Genomic DNA, 20736 nt, shown 5'->3' on the forward strand with positions numbered 1-20736 from the left:
GCTATAGTAGTCAGGGAGTTACTCAATTATTAAATAAGGAGTTTTATGTCATCACTTAATCAAACATCTGTCCGCGCTCACAAAGGTGAAACTGATGCAAACTTACCTGGTGAAGATCATCTGATCGCCCATGAAGCTTTGCTTGTCGCGTTAATGGTTGAATGTGCTAATGAGTCAGATAACGATCAGTTCCTGGCCAGTGTCCGAGAGACGCTTAACGGCATCTTACACTCAGCACGTTATCTGGATGCCAGCAAAATAGCCAAAGGCCTGCTCGATGAGGCTGATGATAAAGCCAACCGTTAGTCTATAGCCCTCATCATTGAGGGCTTTTTATTGGTTCATCCTCAGGGTCGTGCCGGTTGTTCAACAATGGCAATAACATGATAATCAACCAATTAAAACGACAACATGACCCATTAAGGTCACACGGTGGTATCGCGTCAGGCGATTAACCTGATTACCCGCATATACAGTAGCACTGTCGTCCTTACTACTGATATCTCCCATCTGAACACCGTATTTTCTGCATCATTGGCTGAAGCATCTACTGGAGCATCGCTATCATGGCGACTGTACAGACCTGTGCTAAAGCAAAGGTGAGGGAAATAATATATTGCATAGAATTGGGTGATCTAGTGACTAAAAAGTCATTTTCGCTCACTCTGTCCATGATTTTTATATGGTTTTACGTTATCGTTATTGTACTTTGCGTATTAGACCTAAAAGATCAATTCGGCAAGGTTTATGAAGCCAAAAAATACAAGGAGGAAAAGTGCTGCTGGATAAATTCTTGCTAGTTGCCATTATGGTTTTATTATCACTTTTTGCCTGGTTGTTTTTCTCACCATACCATATGTATTCAATAGTTTATGAGTTTTTAGAGGTATTTGGTTTTAAAGAGGGATACAACAGTTTAGGCATCACTTCAGCCACGGCAACACCGGAATAAACAGATAAAGAACAGGTGCCACATCGGGCACCTGTCTTATTTATTTCACAGCCAACTTTATTGACTACTGATTTCATTTTGCTCTTTCGGCGGCAGAACTGAATAACTGGCAACTATCGCCGTAAGAATAATAAACAGATGCCCTTCTGAAGAGTCGAGTAAGAAGGAATTAAACAAGTGGCAAGCCAAATAGGCACCAAGTAATGCAATCAGCACATTTCTAACCTGAGCAGATAAACGCCATGCGGAGCGGAAATAGCACCACATCCATCCCAGGAATAAGGCTAACCCGATCAATCCCGACTGAACTGTCTGCATCAGATATTCATTATGTGGATTGATGCTATAACCAATTTGCGGATTCGGATACCAAAAACCCCCGGCCCCATGCCCCAATACCGGCGCATCCTCAATCAACTTCACTGAGGCGAGCATAAATGCGGTACGTAGCCCCATCGAGCTGTCACAGGAAACATTAGCATCACCATTCGAGACGGCCAGACAGGTTTTAACCTCAGTAACGCCCTGCTGCAACCGATCTACCGCCCGGTTAGGCACCATAAGTACAATGGCCGCGACGATAAATGCGCAAACGGCCATCGCCAAGCGTTGGCGGATTGACAGTGACAGTAACCCCCACAGGCCAAATGCCGCGGCCAATGCAACATAGCCGGTGCGGCCTTGCACCATAAACACAATGTTATAGATAGCCAAACACACCAACAGACCATAACCCCAACGCTTCCATCCTTGGCTTCTAAAAGCCAGAGCAAGCCAGATAACGGCAGCCAGAGCCATAAAGAAATTATGTGTGATTTGCAGTTTAAACACAGAGGGATTCAGTGGATCAATATGCCCCAGCGGCAGATGGAGAAGGCCAACCCACAGGCTGGCTGCCAGGATAACGGCATTTGCCAGTAAAAAACCTTTGGCAAAATAGCCAGCCAATGAACGTGACAGCACAAAAAACATCGCTAACGGTAAGATATACAGTAATTTGGAGTACTTGCTGACCATCACTTTGCCGTATAGGTTGTGCTGCCAGAGCAACGACAGTGCCAGCAGTATGAACATAATGGCGGGCAACCAAATCAACGGATTCTTTGCCAACGTTTTCACATAGCGAGTATCGCGGTTCAGCAGCAAACAGATGACAGCTAACACCATCGACAAATTCATTATGAAATTAGAAGTGGGTAGACCAATACCTAACAGGAATGCCGTAGCACAGGAAAACATGCCAACATATCGATGCACTGGCGCAGAGCCGGGCAAAGAAGTAGAAACCGGAGAAATCATAAGTCACTCACTTCGAATTGATAATCAGTTGAGGCTATCAGATACCTTTTCGCAAAGGATAGCAGCCCCAATTTACGCCATAACCAACCATCAGATAACCGCTAGCTATGGCAATATTTGTGGCGAGTGCCGTTATGCTGCCAGTGGTCTAAACAAGTAACGGAACCACCATAATGGTCGCCACCAAAGCTTGCGTTCAGGCACCGTCGGCACACGTGAATGCACTTTTTTAATTTCCCAGTTAAAGTTAAGGAATATTCGGCTATGGCCATATTCTGCACCAAACCGTGCAATTTCACTCTTCTTCCGGTCATCAATCGGGGCGTTATGAGTCAAATCACGATCCAGAGAATGGTAGCTTTTCTTCCTATCTACATTACGCTCAATGCATCGGTACTGCTTAGGCAGATAACGTGGTGTGCTACCATGATCTTTATGGAACTTCACAAACCGATAATCCTCCGAGCCATAATGGCCAGCGAACTCTTCATCATACCCATACAACCTAAAGAACCGTGCTCTGGACATGAAGAACAGGTTAGGATGGCCACGATAGGCTTTACCTGTTTTTTCATCTGTGCGGTAGATACGATACAGGGAACGGCCAGGGTTACGGGCATTCACCAAATAACGCAGGGTTTCTGCCGGCAGCAAGCAATCTAAATCAGTAATGATAATCTTGTCTGACTTCGCGTATGTCACCCCCAGATTCCGAGAGCCAGCCTGATTCCACTGAATATCAGTGGTTATTCTTAACCACGTGAAATTCAAATCATAATCTTTTACGTCATACTCTAATGGCGAGCAATCATCGACGATGACAAACTCCACTGCATCTTTAATATCATCAGGGTAAGATTCATATTCCTTCATCAAAGATTCAACAGAATCCATATTTCCCTGATTGCAGTAAAAATGAGTTACATAAGTCAGTTTGATATGCTGCTTATCTAACGGATGCCGTGCTTTAACAATTTCTACATCCTTTGTCACAATGTAAACCTCTGTTTTAAGAGAGAAAATAAAAAATAAGATTTTTATAATATCTTGAAAACTGCTCGCTAAATAAGCTCAGTACAATTCGCCAGCAGCTATATGCCAAATAACTTGCGGTAAAGGATAAAGAGTTACCATAATCAGTCAAATATTTTCTTCATATATTCCTACCGCAAAAACAGCTTGAGCGGTGAGTAACAATTTAATAACAAATAAGAGATAAATCTGTACTAATAGATATTTAAGCAACCAACTTCGTCCCTTCTTGGGATAAAAAAAGCCTCACGGCAGCTTAAACTCCCGCGAGGCTTTGTTCTGCTCAACAATTTACATGTTGTCGATGATGTCTTGACCAAACTCGCTACATTTGCGCAGTTTAGCGCCTTCCATCAGACGTTCGAAATCATAAGTCACGGTCTTGGCCTGAATTGCGCCTTCGGTGCCTTTGATAATCAGGTCTGCGGCTTCGAACCAACCCATGTGACGCAGCATCATTTCTGCGGACAGAATGATTGAGCCTGGGTTCACTTTATCCTGACCAGCATATTTTGGTGCAGTGCCGTGAGTGGCCTCAAACAAAGCACAATCATCACCAATGTTGGCTCCCGGAGCAATACCGATACCGCCAACCTGAGCAGCCAAGGCGTCAGAGATGTAATCACCATTCAGGTTCATACAGGCGATAACATCATATTCAGCAGGACGCAGCAGAATTTGTTGCAGGAAGGCATCAGCAATCACATCTTTGATAATGATCTCTTTGCCATTATTCGGGTTCTTGATTTTAACCCAAGGACCGCCATCGATCAGCTCACCACCAAATTCCTCACGTGCTAACTGGTAACCCCAGTCTTTAAAGGCACCTTCGGTGAATTTCATAATGTTGCCTTTATGAACCAGAGTTACTGATTCACGATCGTTGGTAATTGCATACTCAATTGCCGCACGAACCAAGCGCTTAGTCCCTTCTTCTGAACAAGGTTTGATACCAATACCGCATTGTTCAGGGAAACGGATTTTCTTCACACCCATCTCTTCACGCAGGAACTTAATCACTTTTTCAGCTTCTGGTGAACCGGCTTTCCATTCGATTCCAGCATAGATATCTTCAGCATTTTCGCGGAAAATCACCATGTTGGTCAATTCAGGGTGTTTTACCGGGCTTGGGGTCCCTTCGTAATAACGCACCGGACGCAGGCACACATACAGATCAAGTTGTTGGCGCAAAGCAACGTTCAACGAACGAATACCGCCACCGACCGGGGTAGTCAATGGGCCTTTAATCGCCACGCGGTACTCACGAATCAGATCCAATGTTTCTTCTGGCAACCAAACATCTTTGCCATAAACATGCGTTGACTTCTCACCGGTGTAGATTTCCATCCAGGAGATTTTACGCTCACCTTTATAGGCTTTCTTAACCGCGGCATCTACCACGTGGATCATGGCAGGGGTCACATCAACGCCGATACCATCACCTTCAATAAATGGAATGATCGGATTATGCGGAACAACCAGTTTACCCTGAGCATCGACAGTAATTTTCTTACCTTCTGCCGGAACAACTACTTTGCTTTCCATCAACCTTCTCCTTCAGCGCAATTTTGTTAATGCCTTGTAAGATTCGTGTCAATACTACTTGAATATTCGTTCCACGCCAATCCGAAACGGATTGAGGTATAATGCGCTAATCATTCGGAATCGCAATAAACATGAATAAATTCTCTGTTAAAAATCACAAAGTTAACCGATTCAGCACCAAGACACCGGCCAAACGGGTAAAGCCTGTCGGCCCAAGGAGAGTGCTGTTATTCAACAAACCTTTCGATGTCTTGCCACAATTTACCGATGAGTCTGGCCGTAGCACATTGAAGGAATTTATCCCCTTTAACGACGTTTATGCCGCAGGCAGACTCGATCGCGACAGTGAAGGTTTACTGGTATTAACCAATGATGGCAAGTTGCAAGCCAAACTCACCCAACCAGGCGAGAAAACAGGTAAAATCTATTTTGTACAAGTAGAAGGAATACCTGGCGATGATGCTCTCGGCCAATTACGCCGTGGTGTCACCTTAAAAGATGGCCCTACCTTACCCGCAGGGGCTGAGTTGGTTAATGAACCTGAGTGGCTATGGCCGCGGGTGCCCCCGATCAGAGAGCGCAAAAATAGTCCCACCTGCTGGCTACAGATCACACTTTACGAAGGTCGTAATCGGCAAGTGCGCAGAATGACGGCCCATATTGGCTTCCCTACCCTGCGTCTGATACGGTTTAGTGTAGGAAATTTAAGCCTTGCCGACCTACAGCCCGGCGAATGGAAGGAGATTAACCATGTTTAAGCCCCATGTAACTGTCGCTTGTGTTGTGCACGCTCAAGGGAAATTCTTAGTTGTCGAAGAGACGATTAATGGCAAAAAACTATGGAATCAACCGGCTGGACATTTGGAAGCCGATGAAACTCTGTTGCAAGCCGCAGAGAGAGAGTTGTGGGAAGAGACCGGAATTCGCGCCACACCGCAATCGTTTCTGCGAATGCATCAATGGATAGCCCCGGACAAGACCCCATTTTTGCGCTTCGCTTTCGTTATTGAACTGCTGGCCCCCTTACCCACCCATCCTCATGATAGTGATATTGATTGCTGTCGGTGGCTCTTTGCTGATGAAATACTGCAATCAGCCAATTTACGTTCACCATTAGTGGCCGAGAGTATCCGCTGTTACCAACAACCCGAACGTTATTCCCTTGATCTGGTTGGTTCTTTTAACTGGCCTTTATAAAAGGTAGCGTTGATTTACTCAGGTAATTTCGTCGAGAGCGCGAATCTAGAATGCAGCCAAGCGGTCAACGTGATAAAATCCGGCGCTTGTTTTTATAATGCCTTGCCCGTGGCGATAAAGTGTTCGGATAGTGCTATCCGCCTTGGTCTCTATCAGAAGCTTAGGTATTTACGTTAGTGAGACTCCCATGTCAGATAATAGCCAGAAAAAAGTAATCGTCGGTATGTCCGGCGGTGTCGACTCTTCCGTTTCCGCCTACCTGCTTCAGCAACAAGGTTACCAAGTTGCCGGTTTGTTCATGAAGAATTGGGAAGAGGATGATGGCGAAGAGTATTGCTCAGCAGCGACCGATTTGGCCGATGCGCAAGCAGTATGCGACAAACTGGGCATGGAGTTGCACACCGTCAATTTTGCCGCAGAATATTGGGATAACGTGTTCGAATTGTTCCTGGAAGAATATAAAGCCGGGCGCACACCTAACCCTGATATTCTGTGTAATAAAGAGATCAAATTTAAAGCTTTCCTTGAGTTTGCCGCCGAAGACTTAGGGGCTGACTATATTGCCACTGGCCACTATGTTCGCCGCCAGGATGTCGATGGCAAAAGCCGTTTACTACGTGGTCTGGATGGCAATAAAGATCAAAGTTACTTCCTCTATACATTAAGCCACGACCAACTGGCCCAAAGCCTGTTCCCGGTCGGCGAACTGGAAAAACCCGAAGTGCGCCGTATCGCCGAGCAACTTGATCTGGTCACCGCCAAGAAAAAAGACTCCACCGGCATCTGCTTTATCGGTGAGCGCAAATTCCGTGATTTCCTGGGGCGTTATCTGCCCGCACAACCCGGCCCTATCATGACTGTTGACGGTCAGCATATGGGCGAGCATCAGGGGTTGATGTATCACACCTTGGGGCAACGTAAAGGGCTGGGTATCGGTGGCACCAAAGATGGCGGTGATGACCCATGGTATGTGGTAGATAAAGATGTCGCCAATAACATCTTGCTCGTGGCGCAAGGACATGAACATCCACGGTTAATGTCAGTCGGCCTGATAGCCCAACAGTTGCATTGGGTTGACCGTCAACCGATAACCGCCGCTTTTCAGTGTGTGGTGAAAACACGCTACCGTCAGCAGGATATTCCCTGCACCGTCACCCCGCTGGATGATGAGCGTATCGAGGTCAGATTCGATAGCCCGGTTGCCGCAGTAACACCGGGTCAGTCCGCTGTATTCTATCAAGGTGAAGTCTGCCTTGGCGGCGGTATCATTGAAGAGCGTTATCCACTGACTGACGTAGTAACAAACTAAATCAGCCCAGCAATGAACCAGAACGTTTACAGGAGTGACCGTGGCGAAGAATTATTATGACATTACGCTGGCACTGGCAGGGATCTGCCAGTCCGCTCGCTTGGTTCAGCAACTGGCTCATGAAGGCCAGTGCGATAATGAGGCATTGAACACCATCTTGGGCGGGCTACTACAGACCGACCCACCGTCAACACTTGCGGTGTACGGCGGTAATGAGCAATCGCTGAAAATGGGATTGGAGACGCTGCAAACGGTCTTAAATGCCAATCGTCAGGGGCCAGCAGCAGAATTGACCCGCTATACCCTCAGCTTAATGGTGTTAGAACGCAAGCTCAATGGCAATAAGCCTGCCATGAATACATTGGGTGACCGAATCAATCAGCTTGATCGCCAACTGGCACATTTCGATCTTGAATCAGAAACAATGATGAGTTCACTGGCATCCATTTATACTGATGTCATCAGCCCTCTCGGCCCACGCATTCAGGTTACCGGTTCACCCGCTATTTTACAAAGCACGCTGGTGCAGGCAAAAGTTCGTGCCGCCCTGCTGGCGGGAATTCGCTCAGCCGTGCTTTGGCAACAAGTCGGTGGAAGCCGCTTGCAGTTAATGTTTTCGCGAAATCGTCTTTTTAAACAGGCACAGAGTATTCTTGCTCATAATTGAACCATACCAAAGTAATTGGAGTTGCCACCGATGGAATTATCCTCACTGACCGCCGTTTCACCTATTGATGGTCGCTACGGCGACAAAGTCAGCGCACTGCGCCCAATCTTTAGCGAATTCGGTTTGCTGAAATTCCGCGTGCAGGTCGAAGTACGTTGGCTGCAAAAACTGGCCGCCTGCGCAGAGATCAAAGAAGTTCCGGCTTTTGATGCCGACGCAAACGCTTACCTTGATAAGATCGTGCAACAGTTCAACGAACAAGATGCACAGCGCATCAAAACCATTGAGCGCACGACCAATCATGATGTGAAAGCTGTTGAGTATTTCCTGAAAGAAAAAGTAGCGAGTGTTCCGGCATTGCACGCAGTGTCAGAATTTATTCACTTTGCTTGTACTTCAGAAGATATCAATAACTTATCCCACGCCTTAATGTTGCAAACCGCCCGTCAGGATGTGGTATTGCCAATGTGGCGGCAGATTATTGATTCAATTAAAGCGCTGGCCCACCAGTACCGTGATTTGCCACTGCTGTCCCGTACCCATGGTCAGCCAGCCACACCTTCAACTATCGGGAAAGAACTGGCTAACGTTGCTTACCGTATGGAGCGCCAGTTCCGTCAACTGTCACAAGTGGAAATTCTGGGTAAAATCAACGGTGCAGTAGGTAACTATAATGCTCACATCGTTGCTTATCCTGAAGTGGACTGGCATCAGTTCAGCGAAAGTTTTGTCACGTCGCTGGGGATCAACTGGAACCCATACACCACGCAAATTGAACCTCATGACTACATTGCCGAACTGTTTGATTGTGTTGCCCGTTTCAATACTATCCTGATCGATTTTGACCGTGATATTTGGGGTTACGTTGCCCTAAATCATTTCAAACAAAAAACTATCGCCGGTGAAATCGGTTCAAGCACCATGCCCCATAAAGTAAACCCCATTGATTTCGAAAACTCCGAAGGCAATTTGGGCATGTCCAATGCGGTGCTCGGACATCTGGCCAGTAAATTACCGGTTTCCCGCTGGCAGCGCGACCTGACTGACTCCACAGTGCTCCGTAATTTGGGTGTTGGTTTGGGCTATGCGTTGATAGCCTATCAGGCGACAATGAAAGGCATTAGCAAGTTGGAAGTCAACGAAGCGCACCTACTGGATGAGCTTGATCACAACTGGGAAGTTCTGGCTGAGCCGATCCAAACCGTAATGCGCCGTTATGGCATTGAAAAACCGTATGAAAAACTAAAAGAACTCACCCGTGGCAAGCGGGTAGATGCCGCAGGCATGCAGGCATTTATCGATGGCCTTGCCTTACCGGAAGAAGAAAAAACCCGGTTGAAAGCAATGACGCCCGCTAATTATATTGGCCGGGCAGCCACTATGGTCGATGAATTAAAGTAATTTTTTAATCCCTAATACAGGTGGTAGCCCTATGCCACCTGTATTATCCCCCTGATTTCTCTTATTTTCCCGCGTACTCTCCCCTGTTTAGCAACGGTTTAGCCGTTATCATCGATAATACCCGCGATGCCAAAAGGACGTTACAATTGCAGGAGCTATTATTATATGTTGAAGCAAACCTTATTATCTCTCGCCCTGATGGGCACCTGTACAGCCGCAATAGCGGGTGATTACACTTATGTTGCAGGTGGCCTGCAATATGGTGCCATCAGCAATAATGCCCGTTTTGATAAACAGTTTGACCAAAAAAAGTATAGCCAGACTGGTAATCGCGAGATGGGCGGCATTTATCTGAATGGTGGCTATGGATTTGATAATGATCTTTTTATTGATGCCCGCCTGAACAGTATTGCCAATAACGATCGCGGCCTTGCACAAGCAGTGCTCGGCTTGGGGTACCACTTTGCTTTTTCACCTAATATCGATTTTTATAGCTTAGTGGGTGGCAGCCGCCATGCGATGGTATTTGATGCCAGCAAAGACGGTAAAAAAACCAATACCTACAATAGCGCTACCGGTGAAATAGGTATTAAGAGCAAACTCACGCAAAGTATCGGTATGGATGTTGCTTATCGCCTGGCAAATTATGACCACCGGGCATTCCATGAAGCGCGAATTACGACGAGCTACGCCTTAACACAGAGCCTTGCAGCGGAAGTAGGTTACACCTACCATAACTGGAAAGTGAGTGATCAAGCAATGCAAGCAGGTTTACGTTATAACTTCTAAGTCGTTGGTTTTAATTGTTTACTTACCGGGTAATATTGAGTTACCCGGTTAAGTCTTATCGAGGAATGTGGTATGCGGGTTCTGGTTGTGGAAGATAATGCTTTATTGCGTCACCATCTTACGGTGCAAATGCGTGAAATGGGCCATCAGGTTGATGCGGCGGAAGATGCTAAAGAAGCAGACTATTTCTTGCAAGAGCATGCCCCGGATATCGCGATTATTGATCTCGGCCTTCCCGGGGAAGATGGCTTAAGTCTTATTCGTCGCTGGCGCAGTCATCAAACAAACTTACCTATTCTGGTGCTCACGGCACGGGAAAGCTGGCAAGATAAAGTCGCCGTGCTGGAAGCAGGTGCCGACGATTACGTGACTAAGCCCTTTCATCTCGAAGAAGTCATCGCACGGATGCAGGCGTTGATGCGCCGCAATATTGGTTTAGCATCTCAGGTAATTGAATTCCCTCCGTTTCAGATTGACCTCTCGCGCCGAGAGTTGTGTGTCAATCAGCAACAGATTAAACTGACAGCCTTTGAATACACTATCATCGAGACCCTTATTCGTAATGCCGGTAAAGTGGTCAGCAAAGATACGCTCATGCTGCAACTCTATCCTGATGCAGAACTACGTGAGAGCCACACCATCGATGTATTAATGGGCCGTTTGCGTAAAAAGCTACTGGCAGAACATGAAGGCGAAGTGATTACGACCATTCGAGGTCAGGGATACCGTTTTGACGCCAGCTAGACACTATGTTCAGGAAAAATAGCAAACCGTTCTCTCTTCGTGCGCGTTTTCTTATGGCGACAGCAGGTGTCATTTTAGCGCTGTCGTTATCTTATGGCATGGTTGCCGTGGTTGGGTACATTGTCAGCTTTGATAAAAATACCTTCAGCGCCCATCGTGGTGAAAGTAACTTATTTTTCAGTTTGGCTCAGTGGCATGATAATAAACTGAGTATTTCGGTTCCCCCTGAACTTGAACTGAACATCCCAACATTGGTGCTGATTTATGACAAAGACGGCAATATTTTGTGGCGTCAGCGCCATGTGCCCGAGCTTGAGTCTCATATCGAAAAAAGTTGGCTACAAAAACCCGGCTTCTACGAGCTGGATACCGGGACACACATCAGTAGCATGATGTTGGGTGATAACCCCAAAGCCCAAGACCAGCTCAAAAAATATGACGATACTGATAACAGCGCCCTAACGCACTCCATCTCCGTCAATACTTATCCTGCTACCTCACGCTTACCACAGCTCACCATTGTGGTCGTAGATACTATCCCGCAGGAGTTACAACGTTCTGACTTGGTGTGGAACTGGTTTAGCTATGTGTTACTGGCTAATTTGCTGTTAGTGGTTCCCTTACTGTGGCTGGCGGCCTACTGGAGCCTGCGGCCAATTAAAGCACTGGTCAGTCAGATCAGTCAGTTGGAAAAAGGTGAACGCGAACAACTGGATGAAAATCCACCGCGTGAATTGCAGAGCTTAGTTCGAAACCTCAATATTCTGCTCACCAATGAGCGTCAACGTTATACCAAGTATCGCACAACCTTGTCGGATCTCACCCACAGCCTTAAGACCCCACTGGCGGTATTACAGACCACCCTGCGTTCTTTACGTACCGGCAAGCAGACGACCATCGAAGAGGTCGAACCTATCATGCTAGAGCAGATAAGCCGTATCTCTCAGCAAATTGGCTATTACCTGCACCGCGCCAGTATGCGTTCCGAACATAATGTACTGGTCCGGGAAATCCACTCGGTACCGGCGCTGTTAGACAGCTTGTGCAGTGCACTGAATAAAGTCTATCAGCGTAAAGGGGTAGTACTGACGCTGGATATCTCACCTGAAGTCACCTTCCTTGGTGATAAAAATGACTTTATGGAAGTGATGGGCAACGTACTGGATAACGCTTGCAAGTATTGTCTTGAATTCGTTGAAATTACCGCCCTACACTCTGAAAAACAGCTAACTATTGTGGTAGATGATGATGGACCGGGTATTCCTGAAAGTAAGCGGTTGCTGATTTTCCAGCGCGGCCAGCGAGTTGATACTTTGCGCCCTGGACAAGGGCTGGGGCTATCCGTGGCCGCCGAAATTATTGAACAGTATCAAGGTGAGATTTCCATCACTGAAAGCCCCCTGGGTGGAGCCAAAATGATGGTGACTTTTGGCCAGCAACATGATTATCACGATGATTAACAAAATTTGCCTGCCAGCCCCTGATACTAAAGGCTGGCTTCCGTTATAATCACAAGCAAATTCCCTCCTATTCTGGAATAAACATGGATTACCAACTCTGTCTCGATTGGCCTGACTTTCTGCAACGTTACTGGCAGAAACGCCCCGTTATCCTCAAACGCGGTTTTAAAAACTTTATAGACCCGCTCTCGCCGGATGAACTTGCTGGGCTAGCTATGGAAAATGAAGTCGACAGCCGCTTGGTAAGCCATGAAGATGGTCGTTGGCAAGTGAGTCACGGCCCGTTTGAGAGTTTTGATCACTTAGGTGAAACCAACTGGTCGCTGCTGGTTCAAGCTGTTGACCATTGGCATGAGCCTGCCGCTGCATTAATGCGCCCCTTCCGCCAACTATCTGACTGGCGTATGGATGATTTGATGATCTCCTTCTCCGTACCCGGTGGCGGTGTTGGCCCACACTTTGATCAATATGATGTCTTTATCATTCAGGGGACTGGCCGCCGCCGCTGGCGAGTGGGTGAAAAAACTGAAATGAAGCAGCATTGCCCACACCCTGACTTGCTACAAGTCGCTCCCTTTGATGCCATCATTGATGAGGAAATGGAGCCGGGCGATATTCTCTACATTCCACCGGGTTTCCCCCATGAAGGCTATGCACTTGAAAATGCATTGAATTATTCAGTAGGTTTCCGCGCGCCAAATGGCCGTGAATTAGTCAGTGGTTTTGCCGATTATATCCTTTCGCGTGAATTGGGGAGCTACCGTTACAGTGATCCTGATTTGCAACTGCGTGACCAGCCAGCAGATATTTTGCCACATGAAGTCGATAAGCTGCGGGCAATGATGTTGGATTTACTCCAGCAACCCGAGCATTTCCAAAACTGGTTTGGTGAGTTTACTTCTCAATCACGTCATGAGCTGGATGTTGCACCACCTGAACCACCTTATCAGGCCAGTGAGATCTATGATTTGCTACAACAAGGTGAGGCATTACGCCGCCTTAGTGGCCTGCGCGCTTTACGTATTGGTGATAGCTGCTTTGTTAACGGTGAACTGATTGATACGCCGCATATGAGTGCTGCCAATGCTTTGTGTCAACATTTCAGTGTGGATGCTCAACAACTTGGTAATGCATTGGAAGACCCGGCGTTCCTGGCACTGCTGGCGGAACTGGTTAATAGCGGTTATTGGTATTTCAACGACTAATCTCTGTGATATATGATACAAAACGCCCCATTTACGGGGCGTTTGTTATAGGCTGTTAAGCAGGTAGCAGGCAATTTATGACGCTTTAGCTCGTGCTGCGGTTAGCTCAGAAATCCGCATGATTACTGCAACCGCCTTCTCCATCCCTTCCAGCGTAATAAATTCATGTTTACCATGATAATTATAGCCACCAGTAAAGATATTGGGACAAGGTAATCCGAGGAAAGATAACTGCGCGCCATCAGTGCCTCCCCGTATTGGCTTCATGACGGGCGCGATATCGCAATCACGCATCGCCTGCTGTGCTAACTCGATGATATGCGGGTGCTTGATTATATGTTCACGCATATTGTAATAACTGTCATCCATAACGATTTCGATGTAGCAGTCACGATGCAAACCTTTACCAACCCGCTTAGCAATATCCACCATATTCTTCTTACGGGCTTCAAAACCATCACGGTTGAAATCACGTACTATATAGTGCATTTCTGCCCGCTCGACAGTGCCTTTAATACTTTGCAGATGATAAAAACCCTCGTAACCATCTGTACATTCAGGAGTTTCATTCGCAGGAAGTTCCTGATGGAAACGGGTCGCCAGTGATAACGCATTTACCATTACCCCTTTGGCACTGCCTGGGTGGACATTATTACCGACAATCTTGATCGTTACTGACGCCGCATTAAAGTTTTCAAACTCTAACTCGCCAACACCACCACCATCAACGGTATAAGCCCACTGGGCATCAAACTCGTCCACATTAAAGAAGCGTGCACCTTTGCCAACCTCTTCATCGGGAGTGAATGCAATGCGGATATCGCCGTGAGGCACATTACTGTGCTTTAACCGCACCATTGCAGTAATAATTTCGGCAATACCGGCTTTATCATCGGCCCCCAGCAAGGTTTTACCATCAGTGGTAATTAATGTGTGGCCGAGTAGCTGGTGTAATACCGGAAACATGACTGGTGACAACACCTCGTCGCCTATCCCCAAGGCAATATCCCCACCACGGTAACTTTCTACAATCTGTGGATTAACATTTTTGCCCGAAAAATCAGGTGACGTATCGAGATGTGCAATAAAACCAATAGTGGGGACCGGCCAAGAGACATTTGCAGGTAATGTTGCCATTACACAACTGTGATCACTCAAGGTAACCTGAGAAAACCCCAGCGCCTGCAACTCATGCTGTAATGCCAGCGCAAGCTTGTGCTGCCCCTCAGTGCTCGGCACGGATTTTACATTGGCTTTTGCTTGTGTATCAAAAGAGACATAGTTGAAAAAGCGGTCGAGTAATTTGTCCATGGTTCCCACCCTCATAATAGTGAATATCATTATGGGGAAGTGATCGTGATCAAATATTGCGTCAAGTCAGCTTTAGGCAAACTTAAGCCAGAATAATAAGGTGGGATGCTAAAACCCCGCAGGGTGATTTATTCATCAACCCGCAGGGACTATCGTTTATTTATACGCCATTTTGGCTAATTACTGCTATCACCCTGACGATTCTCGCCCCGGGTAGTCAAAAACTCACGCACATATTCAGGTACTACTTTACTGGCCAAACCATAATGTTTTTCATCAAACTGGCTTTCTACCTGACTGGGTTCCAGATTCAATTCAACGGTATGAGCACCGTGCAAACGTGACTCATGGACAAACCCAGCCGCTGGATAGACGTGGCCTGAAGTTCCTATCGAGATAAAGAAATCAGCCTCAGCCAGCGCCTGATAGATATCATCCATCCCCATCGGCATTTCACCAAACCACACAATATGAGGTCGCAAAGGGGATGGGAACTGGCAGCAATGACAACGCTCGTCAGCCGAGAGATCTCCCGGCCAATCTAATACCTGGCCAGACTGCGTGCAACGCACCTTCAGCAATTCACCGTGCATATGGATAACACGCTTACTGCCTGCCCTTTCATGCAAATTATCAATATTCTGGGTAATCAGAACAAAGTTATCACCCAGCACCGCTTCCAAATCTGCCAGCGCCTGATGCGCCGCATTGGGTGCAATTTCTGGCTGCTGCAATTGACGGCGACGAGCATTATAAAAAGCTTGAACTAACTCAGGGTCGCGACGATACCCTTCCGGCGTTGCAACATCTTCCACCTGATGCTCTTCCCATAGGCCATCTGCGGCACGGAAAGTACGGATACCTGACTCAGCAGAAATCCCCGCACCGGTAAGCACCACCACAAACGGTTTCTTCATTTCTGATGTAGCAGCACTGTCCCGATGAAAGATACGGGAACGAAAACGTTGATGCCGCAAATGCTTATTCTTGCGAAACCGACATAGCCGATGGCGAATACGCATAACTTTTGCCTCTATATTGGATATCGTTATTGTTTGTGACGACTCTATAGCTTGTGACGACTATTATTAACTCAAATGCAGAAACGCAGCGCCACGAACGCCGCCCGCATCACCATAACGCGCTTTTTCAATGCGTGGCAATCGCGCCACTCGCAATAAATGCTGGGGTAAGCGTTTTGGTAGTTCCTGATAAATCTTGTCAAAATTAGATAGCCCGCCACCAATGACAACCAGATGTGGATCAAGCATCGTCAATAAATTACCCAAACATACCGCCAGCACATCCATAAAGCGCTCAATATGGGCTACTGCTTTAGGCTCGCCAGCATTATAGTTGGCGATAATCTCAGTTGCGGGCAGCGATTGTTGGTTAAAGTGCTTATACATCCATTCAAAACCACGCCCTGAGATATAATTCTCTATGCAACCGTTATGGCCGCAACCACAGGGTACGCGCGGAATATCTGCGCCTAAAATATCCAACGCATCTACCGGTAACCGAAAGTGGCCGAATTCGCCGGTAATATGATTCCGCCCGCTAACAATACTGCCATTAACAATCAGGCCACCGCCAACACCGGTGCCAAGAATTAGCCCCAGAACGGTTGGATAAGTGCGAAATTCAGGATCCCACGCTTCGGACAGCGCAAAACAGTTAGCATCGTTATCGATTCGAACTTCACGCTCAATCAGGTGGGAAAGATCACCCTGCAATAATTGCCCCATGGCCGATGGCACATTGGCCGTAAATACTGTGCCATCATCGGCATTGGGTAAACCGGGAATACCAATACCCACACTGCCTTTAACACCACAATATGCATCAGCTTCCAGCGTTAAATCACGCAAAGTTTGCAGTAACTGCTGATAATCTTCACGGGGCGTTGGGACTCGTTTATGCCAGATTCGTTGCAGATTGGCATCAAAAACCCCTAACTCAATCTTGGTGCCGCCCATATCAAAACCGTAATACATAGAATTGTCCTTATATACCCTAAATAATTCGAGCTGTAGGAAGACGGCAACTGAATAAGTCCCAGGCGCTTACTGAAGCAAGTGACTGGGGGTAAACGAAAGCAGCCAACGCAGATGCGGCTTGAAGTATAACGGGGGTAATTATTGCCCGCTTAATACCCGAGCCGGATCAATACGACTTGCGCGACGTGCAGGATACCAACTGGCAATTAAACTCAGCACCAGCGCGGTGGCTAATACGCAGGCCACATCAAACCAGTGCAATTCTGACGGCAGAAAATCAATGAAATAGATATCGCCAGACAAGAATTGATGGCCAATCAGCCTCTCCAGCCCACGGATAATGTTGGTCAATTGCATCGAGACAATCACCCCCACTATCACCCCGCTGATACTGCCGATAAGTCCGGCTAATAAGCCATACCAGATAAAGATTGCACGGATCAGACCATCTTTGGCCCCTAATGTGCGTAACACGGCTATATCGCTACTTTTATCTTTAACAGCCATAACCAGGGTGGACACAATATTAAAACTGGCAACACCTATCACCAGCACCATGGCCAAGTACATGATGGTACGAATCATCTGGATATCGCGGTACATATAGCCATAAGTGCCAATCCAACTGCTGATATAAACATACGCATTGCTCACTTCACCGGCACTTCGCACCAGTTTGTTCGCGTTGTATACATCATTGACCTTGATGGCTATACCAGTGACACTGTCACCCATTTCCAAATATTGCTGGGCATCAGCTAAAGGAACCAGTGCCAGACTGTGATCCAACTGGCCACTGAGCTGAAAAACACCGGCGACCTGTAAGCGAATACGCTTAGGTTGCAGCAGTTTCATTTCAGGATCACTATTCGGGATCATTACTGTCAGCCATGACCCCTGTTTCACACCTAATGCGTCAGCCAGACCTTTACCTAAAATAATCTGCTGCTGACCCGCTTTGAAATTATCCCAAGCATGATCAAGCACAAAGCTGGGTAATGCGCTAAGGCGCTGTTCTGCCTGCGGATCAACACCTTTAACCTGTACTGCACGCAGTTGTGTGGCATTTTCAATCAGGCCGGTGAAATTGATATAAGGGGCGGCCGCTACGATACCGGGCACTTTTTCAATACGTTGTAGAGTTTGCGGCCAGCCACTGAACGGCTGATTAACCACCGCAATTTCGCCGTGTGGTACCACGGCCAAAATGCGATCTTTCAGCTCACGTTCGAAGCCATTCATCGCACTTAGACCCACGATCAATACTGCAACACCCAAGGCGATACCCAAGGTAGATATCACTGAAATTAATGACACCATACCGCCACGACGGCGGCCACGGCTAAACCGTAAGCCGATTAAGAGTGAAAGTGGCGACACACCCATTACTCAGCCCCCACCAGTGTCAAGTGTTGCTGTAGCTGGCCATCGCGCATTTCCAACTGGCGGCTCATACGTTTTGCTAACTGCAAATCGTGGGTTACCACTAAAAATGCCGTCCCCTGGCGAACATTCAATTCACCTAACAGATTAAAGATGCTGTCAGCATTACGTTGGTCCAGGTTACCGGTCGGTTCATCTGCCAAAACCAGTGACGGGTTGTTCACCAGCGAACGGGCAATCGCCACCCGCTGACGCTCACCACCAGACAACTCAGACGGCCGATGTTTGCTCCGTTTTTCCAACCCTACCGCGGTCAACATCGCCCGGGCTTTATCCTGCGCCTCTGCGGGTTTGGCTCCACCGATTAACAGTGGCATTGCGACATTCTCCAATGCGGTAAAATCAGGCAGTAAATGGTGGAATTGATAGATAAAACCTAACTCTTGGTTACGTAATTCCGCTTTCGCGGTGGAAGAGAGCTGATTCAGTGAACGGCCCTGATAAATAACCTCGCCGGAGGTTGGGGAATCCAGACCACCCAGCAGATGCAATAAGGTACTTTTACCTGAACCGGAACTGCCGACAATCGCCATCAGCTCACCAGCTTCGATAGTGAACGACACATTACGCAATACGTCAGTGTGCAATTGCCCTTCCTGATAGCGTTTGCACAAATCTAAACACTGTAATAATGGATGGTTACTCATAGCGTAAAGCCTCGGCAGGTTGTGCGGCGGCAGCGCGCCAGGAAGGATAAAGCGTGGACAACAAGGCAATCGCCATCGCCAACAGAGCAATCACGGCGACCTGTACCGGGTTAATTTCCACCGGCAAGGTGGCACCATCAATCAATAAACCGAGAATCGGGATAATCGTGTTCAATTGGCTGGCGAGTAAAATACCCAGCCCGGCACCAAGTAATGCGCCAATTACCCCAGCGGTAGCCCCCTGCACCATAAAGACCAGCATAATTTGACGGCGGCTCAATCCTTGAGTTTGCAAAATGGCCACTTCGCCCTGTTTTTCCATCACTAACAGACCCAGTGAGGTAATAATATTGAAGGCTGCGACGGCAATAATCAGGCTAAGTAGCAACCCCATCATATTTTTTTCCATACGCACCGCCTGGAACAGCTCACCTTTACGCTCACGCCAATCTTTCCATACCGTGCCTTCTGGCAACACCTGTTGGCTCAGGCTATCAACGGACAGCGGTTGTGCAAGGAATAGACGCCAGCCGGTAATATTGCCCGCGGGATAACGCATCAGACGTGATGCATCCTGCTGATTAACCAGCATTTGGTAGCCATCCACCTCACTGTCTGCGGCGAATGTTCCAATGATATTAAACAGCCGTTGGCTAGGAATGCGCCCCATTGGCGTGAACTGACTGGCACTAGGGACCATCAAACGCAATGTTTCACCACGTTTAACACCCAACTGGCCCGCCAGTTTTTCGCCCAGGATAATATTGTAACTCCCCGGCTGTAAATCCTTCAGGTGCACGTTAACCAAATAATCGGCCAGTGGTTCATGACGCTCGGGATCAACACCCAGCATCACACCTGCCGCCAAATTACGTGCACTCTGCAACACCACATCAGCAGTGGTCAGCGGCACAATATCGGTAACACCAGCCAGTGATTTCAATGCTGAGGCGGGGATTTTGTTCGGGTCGAGAGAACCTTGTGGCGTGGTAATCAGCGCCTGCGGCATCAGCCCCAAAATATTATTCTGCAAATCACGCTCAAAACCATTCATCACCGACAGTACCGTGATCAGCGCCATCACGCCAAGCGTGATGCCAATAGTAGAAAGCCATGAGACAAACCGACCGAAGCGATCAGATGCACGCCCGCGCATGTAACGCAGACCAATAAATAGTGCGACAGGTTGATACATGAAATCTGTTTAGATCCTGTTGCTAAAGCAAAGTGATCGAGGATAATAAAGGGTACTACGCCTTTATGGAACCATTAACCGCCTATATCCTTCATATTTCAAGTTACAGGTGTGTTGGCCGCGCTCGTTTACCCGAATCACTTACTTTAGTAAGCTCATCGGGATTTCTCGCTTGCCGCCTTCCTGCATCTTGAGATCTATTGGATATATCTCTGGCTTTTATTCCAAATCAGGGTGCCAGTCTGTGGCTATGCCCCCTCACGTGCTAGGATAGCCGCCGAGATAATTTGTCATCTGTTGTGCTGATACTGTCCTGCTGAACGGCAACATGGGTTAACGCTATCCCTGTTACTTGGTCATGCCGGTAGGCGGCACCCAAGTAAAAAGTCGGTAAGCAACCGATTTGAATAGCATTTATGCTAGCCCATAGGGTGAAGGCTCATTAATACTCAAGCGCTTAGATAACTAAGTGATTGGGGTGAGCAAGGGCAGCCAACACCTCTGCCTCTTGAAGGGCGGCGGGTATACAAACTAAGAGAC

At 47.4% G+C, this 20736-nt stretch carries 20 protein-coding genes; 11 read left to right on the forward strand and 9 right to left on the reverse strand.

Features of this window, described 5'->3' with window-relative positions; genetic code table 11:
• Positions 1-45 precede the first annotated feature (45 nt).
• Positions 46-306 (forward strand): hypothetical protein, encoded by a 261-nt coding sequence (locus tag Q2T71_RS12130; protein ID WP_372559240.1) that lies wholly within the window; start codon positions 46-48, stop codon positions 304-306.
• Between the two features lie 469 nt (positions 307-775).
• The gene (locus Q2T71_RS12135) at positions 776-952 is read left to right on the forward strand and encodes a hypothetical protein (RefSeq protein WP_372559241.1); all 177 of its coding nucleotides are present in this window, start codon (positions 776-778) and stop codon (positions 950-952) included.
• 57 nt (positions 953-1009) lie between these two features.
• On the opposite strand, the gene Q2T71_RS12140 is transcribed toward Q2T71_RS12135, so the two are convergent.
• The 3 genes from Q2T71_RS12140 to icd form a co-directional block, all read right to left on the reverse strand.
• The gene (locus Q2T71_RS12140; RefSeq protein WP_372559242.1) at positions 1010-2251 is read right to left on the reverse strand and encodes an O-antigen ligase family protein; all 1242 of its coding nucleotides are present in this window, start codon (positions 2249-2251) and stop codon (positions 1010-1012) included.
• Between the two features lie 132 nt (positions 2252-2383).
• Positions 2384-3244, reverse strand: a complete 861-nt coding sequence (locus Q2T71_RS12145; protein WP_372559243.1) for a glycosyltransferase family A protein — start codon at positions 3242-3244, stop codon at positions 2384-2386.
• 330 nt (positions 3245-3574) lie between these two features.
• The gene (gene icd, locus Q2T71_RS12150) at positions 3575-4828 is read right to left on the reverse strand and encodes an NADP-dependent isocitrate dehydrogenase (protein WP_042569968.1); all 1254 of its coding nucleotides are present in this window, start codon (positions 4826-4828) and stop codon (positions 3575-3577) included.
• A gap of 131 nt (positions 4829-4959) precedes the next feature.
• Here icd and rluE point away from each other — a divergent pair, with 131 nt between their 5' ends.
• From rluE to Q2T71_RS12195, 9 genes are all read left to right on the forward strand, one after another.
• On the forward strand, positions 4960-5586 hold the full coding sequence (gene rluE, locus Q2T71_RS12155) for a 23S rRNA pseudouridine(2457) synthase RluE (RefSeq protein ID WP_372559244.1): 627 nt from the start codon (positions 4960-4962) through the stop codon (positions 5584-5586).
• Positions 5579-6025, forward strand: a complete 447-nt coding sequence (locus Q2T71_RS12160; RefSeq protein WP_372559245.1) for an NUDIX hydrolase — start codon at positions 5579-5581, stop codon at positions 6023-6025. Before rluE ends, Q2T71_RS12160 begins: the two co-directional genes overlap by 8 nt.
• Before the next feature lie 187 nt (positions 6026-6212).
• Positions 6213-7334 carry a tRNA 2-thiouridine(34) synthase MnmA gene (mnmA, locus tag Q2T71_RS12165; RefSeq protein ID WP_372559246.1) on the forward strand — a complete coding sequence of 374 codons (1122 nt, stop codon included), beginning with the start codon at positions 6213-6215 and terminating at the stop codon, positions 7332-7334.
• A 40-nt stretch (positions 7335-7374) separates the two neighbouring features.
• Positions 7375-8001 (forward strand): high frequency lysogenization protein HflD, encoded by a 627-nt coding sequence (hflD, locus tag Q2T71_RS12170; protein ID WP_083158551.1) that lies wholly within the window; start codon positions 7375-7377, stop codon positions 7999-8001.
• 30 nt (positions 8002-8031) lie between these two features.
• Positions 8032-9402 carry an adenylosuccinate lyase gene (gene purB / locus Q2T71_RS12175; protein ID WP_372559247.1) on the forward strand — a complete coding sequence of 457 codons (1371 nt, stop codon included), beginning with the start codon at positions 8032-8034 and terminating at the stop codon, positions 9400-9402.
• A 165-nt stretch (positions 9403-9567) separates the two neighbouring features.
• A complete protein-coding gene (locus Q2T71_RS12180; protein WP_372559248.1) occupies positions 9568-10191 on the forward strand; it encodes an outer membrane beta-barrel protein in 624 nt (207 codons plus the stop codon).
• Between the two features lie 72 nt (positions 10192-10263).
• Positions 10264-10935, forward strand: coding sequence for a two-component system response regulator PhoP (gene phoP, locus Q2T71_RS12185; protein ID WP_042569971.1), 672 nt, complete (start codon positions 10264-10266; stop codon positions 10933-10935).
• Between the two features lie 5 nt (positions 10936-10940).
• Complete coding sequence (phoQ, locus tag Q2T71_RS12190) at positions 10941-12395, forward strand: two-component system sensor histidine kinase PhoQ (RefSeq protein ID WP_372559249.1); 1455 nt, start codon at positions 10941-10943, stop codon at positions 12393-12395.
• Between the two features lie 83 nt (positions 12396-12478).
• On the forward strand, positions 12479-13600 hold the full coding sequence (locus Q2T71_RS12195; RefSeq protein ID WP_372559250.1) for a JmjC domain-containing protein: 1122 nt from the start codon (positions 12479-12481) through the stop codon (positions 13598-13600).
• A 75-nt stretch (positions 13601-13675) separates the two neighbouring features.
• On the opposite strand, the gene pepT is transcribed toward Q2T71_RS12195, so the two are convergent.
• The 6 genes from pepT to lolC form a co-directional block, all read right to left on the reverse strand.
• Positions 13676-14911 (reverse strand): peptidase T, encoded by a 1236-nt coding sequence (pepT, locus tag Q2T71_RS12200; protein WP_372559251.1) that lies wholly within the window; start codon positions 14909-14911, stop codon positions 13676-13678.
• Between the two features lie 176 nt (positions 14912-15087).
• A complete protein-coding gene (cobB, locus tag Q2T71_RS12205; RefSeq protein WP_372559252.1) occupies positions 15088-15933 on the reverse strand; it encodes a Sir2 family NAD+-dependent deacetylase in 846 nt (281 codons plus the stop codon).
• A gap of 66 nt (positions 15934-15999) precedes the next feature.
• A complete protein-coding gene (gene nagK, locus Q2T71_RS12210; RefSeq protein WP_372559253.1) occupies positions 16000-16908 on the reverse strand; it encodes an N-acetylglucosamine kinase in 909 nt (302 codons plus the stop codon).
• Positions 16909-17049: 141 nt separating this feature from the next.
• Positions 17050-18297 carry a lipoprotein-releasing ABC transporter permease subunit LolE gene (gene lolE / locus Q2T71_RS12215; RefSeq protein ID WP_372559254.1) on the reverse strand — a complete coding sequence of 416 codons (1248 nt, stop codon included), beginning with the start codon at positions 18295-18297 and terminating at the stop codon, positions 17050-17052.
• Positions 18297-19001: a lipoprotein-releasing ABC transporter ATP-binding protein LolD gene (gene lolD, locus Q2T71_RS12220; protein ID WP_372559255.1), complete on the reverse strand. Its 705-nt coding sequence runs from the start codon at positions 18999-19001 to the stop codon at positions 18297-18299. The genes lolE and lolD overlap by 1 nt, the downstream gene beginning before the upstream one ends.
• A complete protein-coding gene (gene lolC, locus Q2T71_RS12225) occupies positions 18994-20196 on the reverse strand; it encodes a lipoprotein-releasing ABC transporter permease subunit LolC (RefSeq protein WP_372559256.1) in 1203 nt (400 codons plus the stop codon). The genes lolD and lolC overlap by 8 nt, the downstream gene beginning before the upstream one ends.
• Between the last annotated feature and the right edge of the window lie 540 nt (positions 20197-20736).

It is taken from the genome of Yersinia sp. 1652 StPb PI (assembly GCF_041538345.1).
In the GTDB taxonomy this organism is placed as follows: Bacteria; Pseudomonadota; Gammaproteobacteria; order Enterobacterales; family Enterobacteriaceae; genus Yersinia; species Yersinia enterocolitica_E.

What these genes read in the sequence shown, in the direction of transcription:
- rluE (WP_372559244.1), top strand. Translation starts at nt 4,960, where the DNA reads ATGAATAAATTCTCTGTTAAAAATCACAAAGTTAACCGATTCAGCACC.
- lolD (WP_372559255.1), bottom strand. Translation starts at nt 19,001, where the DNA reads ATGAGTAACCATCCATTATTACAGTGTTTAGATTTGTGCAAACGCTAT.
- phoP (WP_042569971.1), top strand. Translation starts at nt 10,264, where the DNA reads ATGCGGGTTCTGGTTGTGGAAGATAATGCTTTATTGCGTCACCATCTT.
- Q2T71_RS12180 (WP_372559248.1), top strand. Translation starts at nt 9,568, where the DNA reads ATGTTGAAGCAAACCTTATTATCTCTCGCCCTGATGGGCACCTGTACA.
- Q2T71_RS12160 (WP_372559245.1), top strand. Translation starts at nt 5,579, where the DNA reads ATGTTTAAGCCCCATGTAACTGTCGCTTGTGTTGTGCACGCTCAAGGG.
- purB (WP_372559247.1), top strand. Translation starts at nt 8,032, where the DNA reads ATGGAATTATCCTCACTGACCGCCGTTTCACCTATTGATGGTCGCTAC.
- Q2T71_RS12195 (WP_372559250.1), top strand. Translation starts at nt 12,479, where the DNA reads ATGGATTACCAACTCTGTCTCGATTGGCCTGACTTTCTGCAACGTTAC.
- Q2T71_RS12130 (WP_372559240.1), top strand. Translation starts at nt 46, where the DNA reads ATGTCATCACTTAATCAAACATCTGTCCGCGCTCACAAAGGTGAAACT.
- Q2T71_RS12140 (WP_372559242.1), bottom strand. Translation starts at nt 2,251, where the DNA reads ATGATTTCTCCGGTTTCTACTTCTTTGCCCGGCTCTGCGCCAGTGCAT.
- pepT (WP_372559251.1), bottom strand. Translation starts at nt 14,911, where the DNA reads ATGGACAAATTACTCGACCGCTTTTTCAACTATGTCTCTTTTGATACA.
- cobB (WP_372559252.1), bottom strand. Translation starts at nt 15,933, where the DNA reads ATGCGTATTCGCCATCGGCTATGTCGGTTTCGCAAGAATAAGCATTTG.
- lolC (WP_372559256.1), bottom strand. Translation starts at nt 20,196, where the DNA reads ATGTATCAACCTGTCGCACTATTTATTGGTCTGCGTTACATGCGCGGG.
- nagK (WP_372559253.1), bottom strand. Translation starts at nt 16,908, where the DNA reads ATGTATTACGGTTTTGATATGGGCGGCACCAAGATTGAGTTAGGGGTT.
- lolE (WP_372559254.1), bottom strand. Translation starts at nt 18,297, where the DNA reads ATGGGTGTGTCGCCACTTTCACTCTTAATCGGCTTACGGTTTAGCCGT.
- phoQ (WP_372559249.1), top strand. Translation starts at nt 10,941, where the DNA reads ATGTTCAGGAAAAATAGCAAACCGTTCTCTCTTCGTGCGCGTTTTCTT.
- mnmA (WP_372559246.1), top strand. Translation starts at nt 6,213, where the DNA reads ATGTCAGATAATAGCCAGAAAAAAGTAATCGTCGGTATGTCCGGCGGT.
- icd (WP_042569968.1), bottom strand. Translation starts at nt 4,828, where the DNA reads ATGGAAAGCAAAGTAGTTGTTCCGGCAGAAGGTAAGAAAATTACTGTC.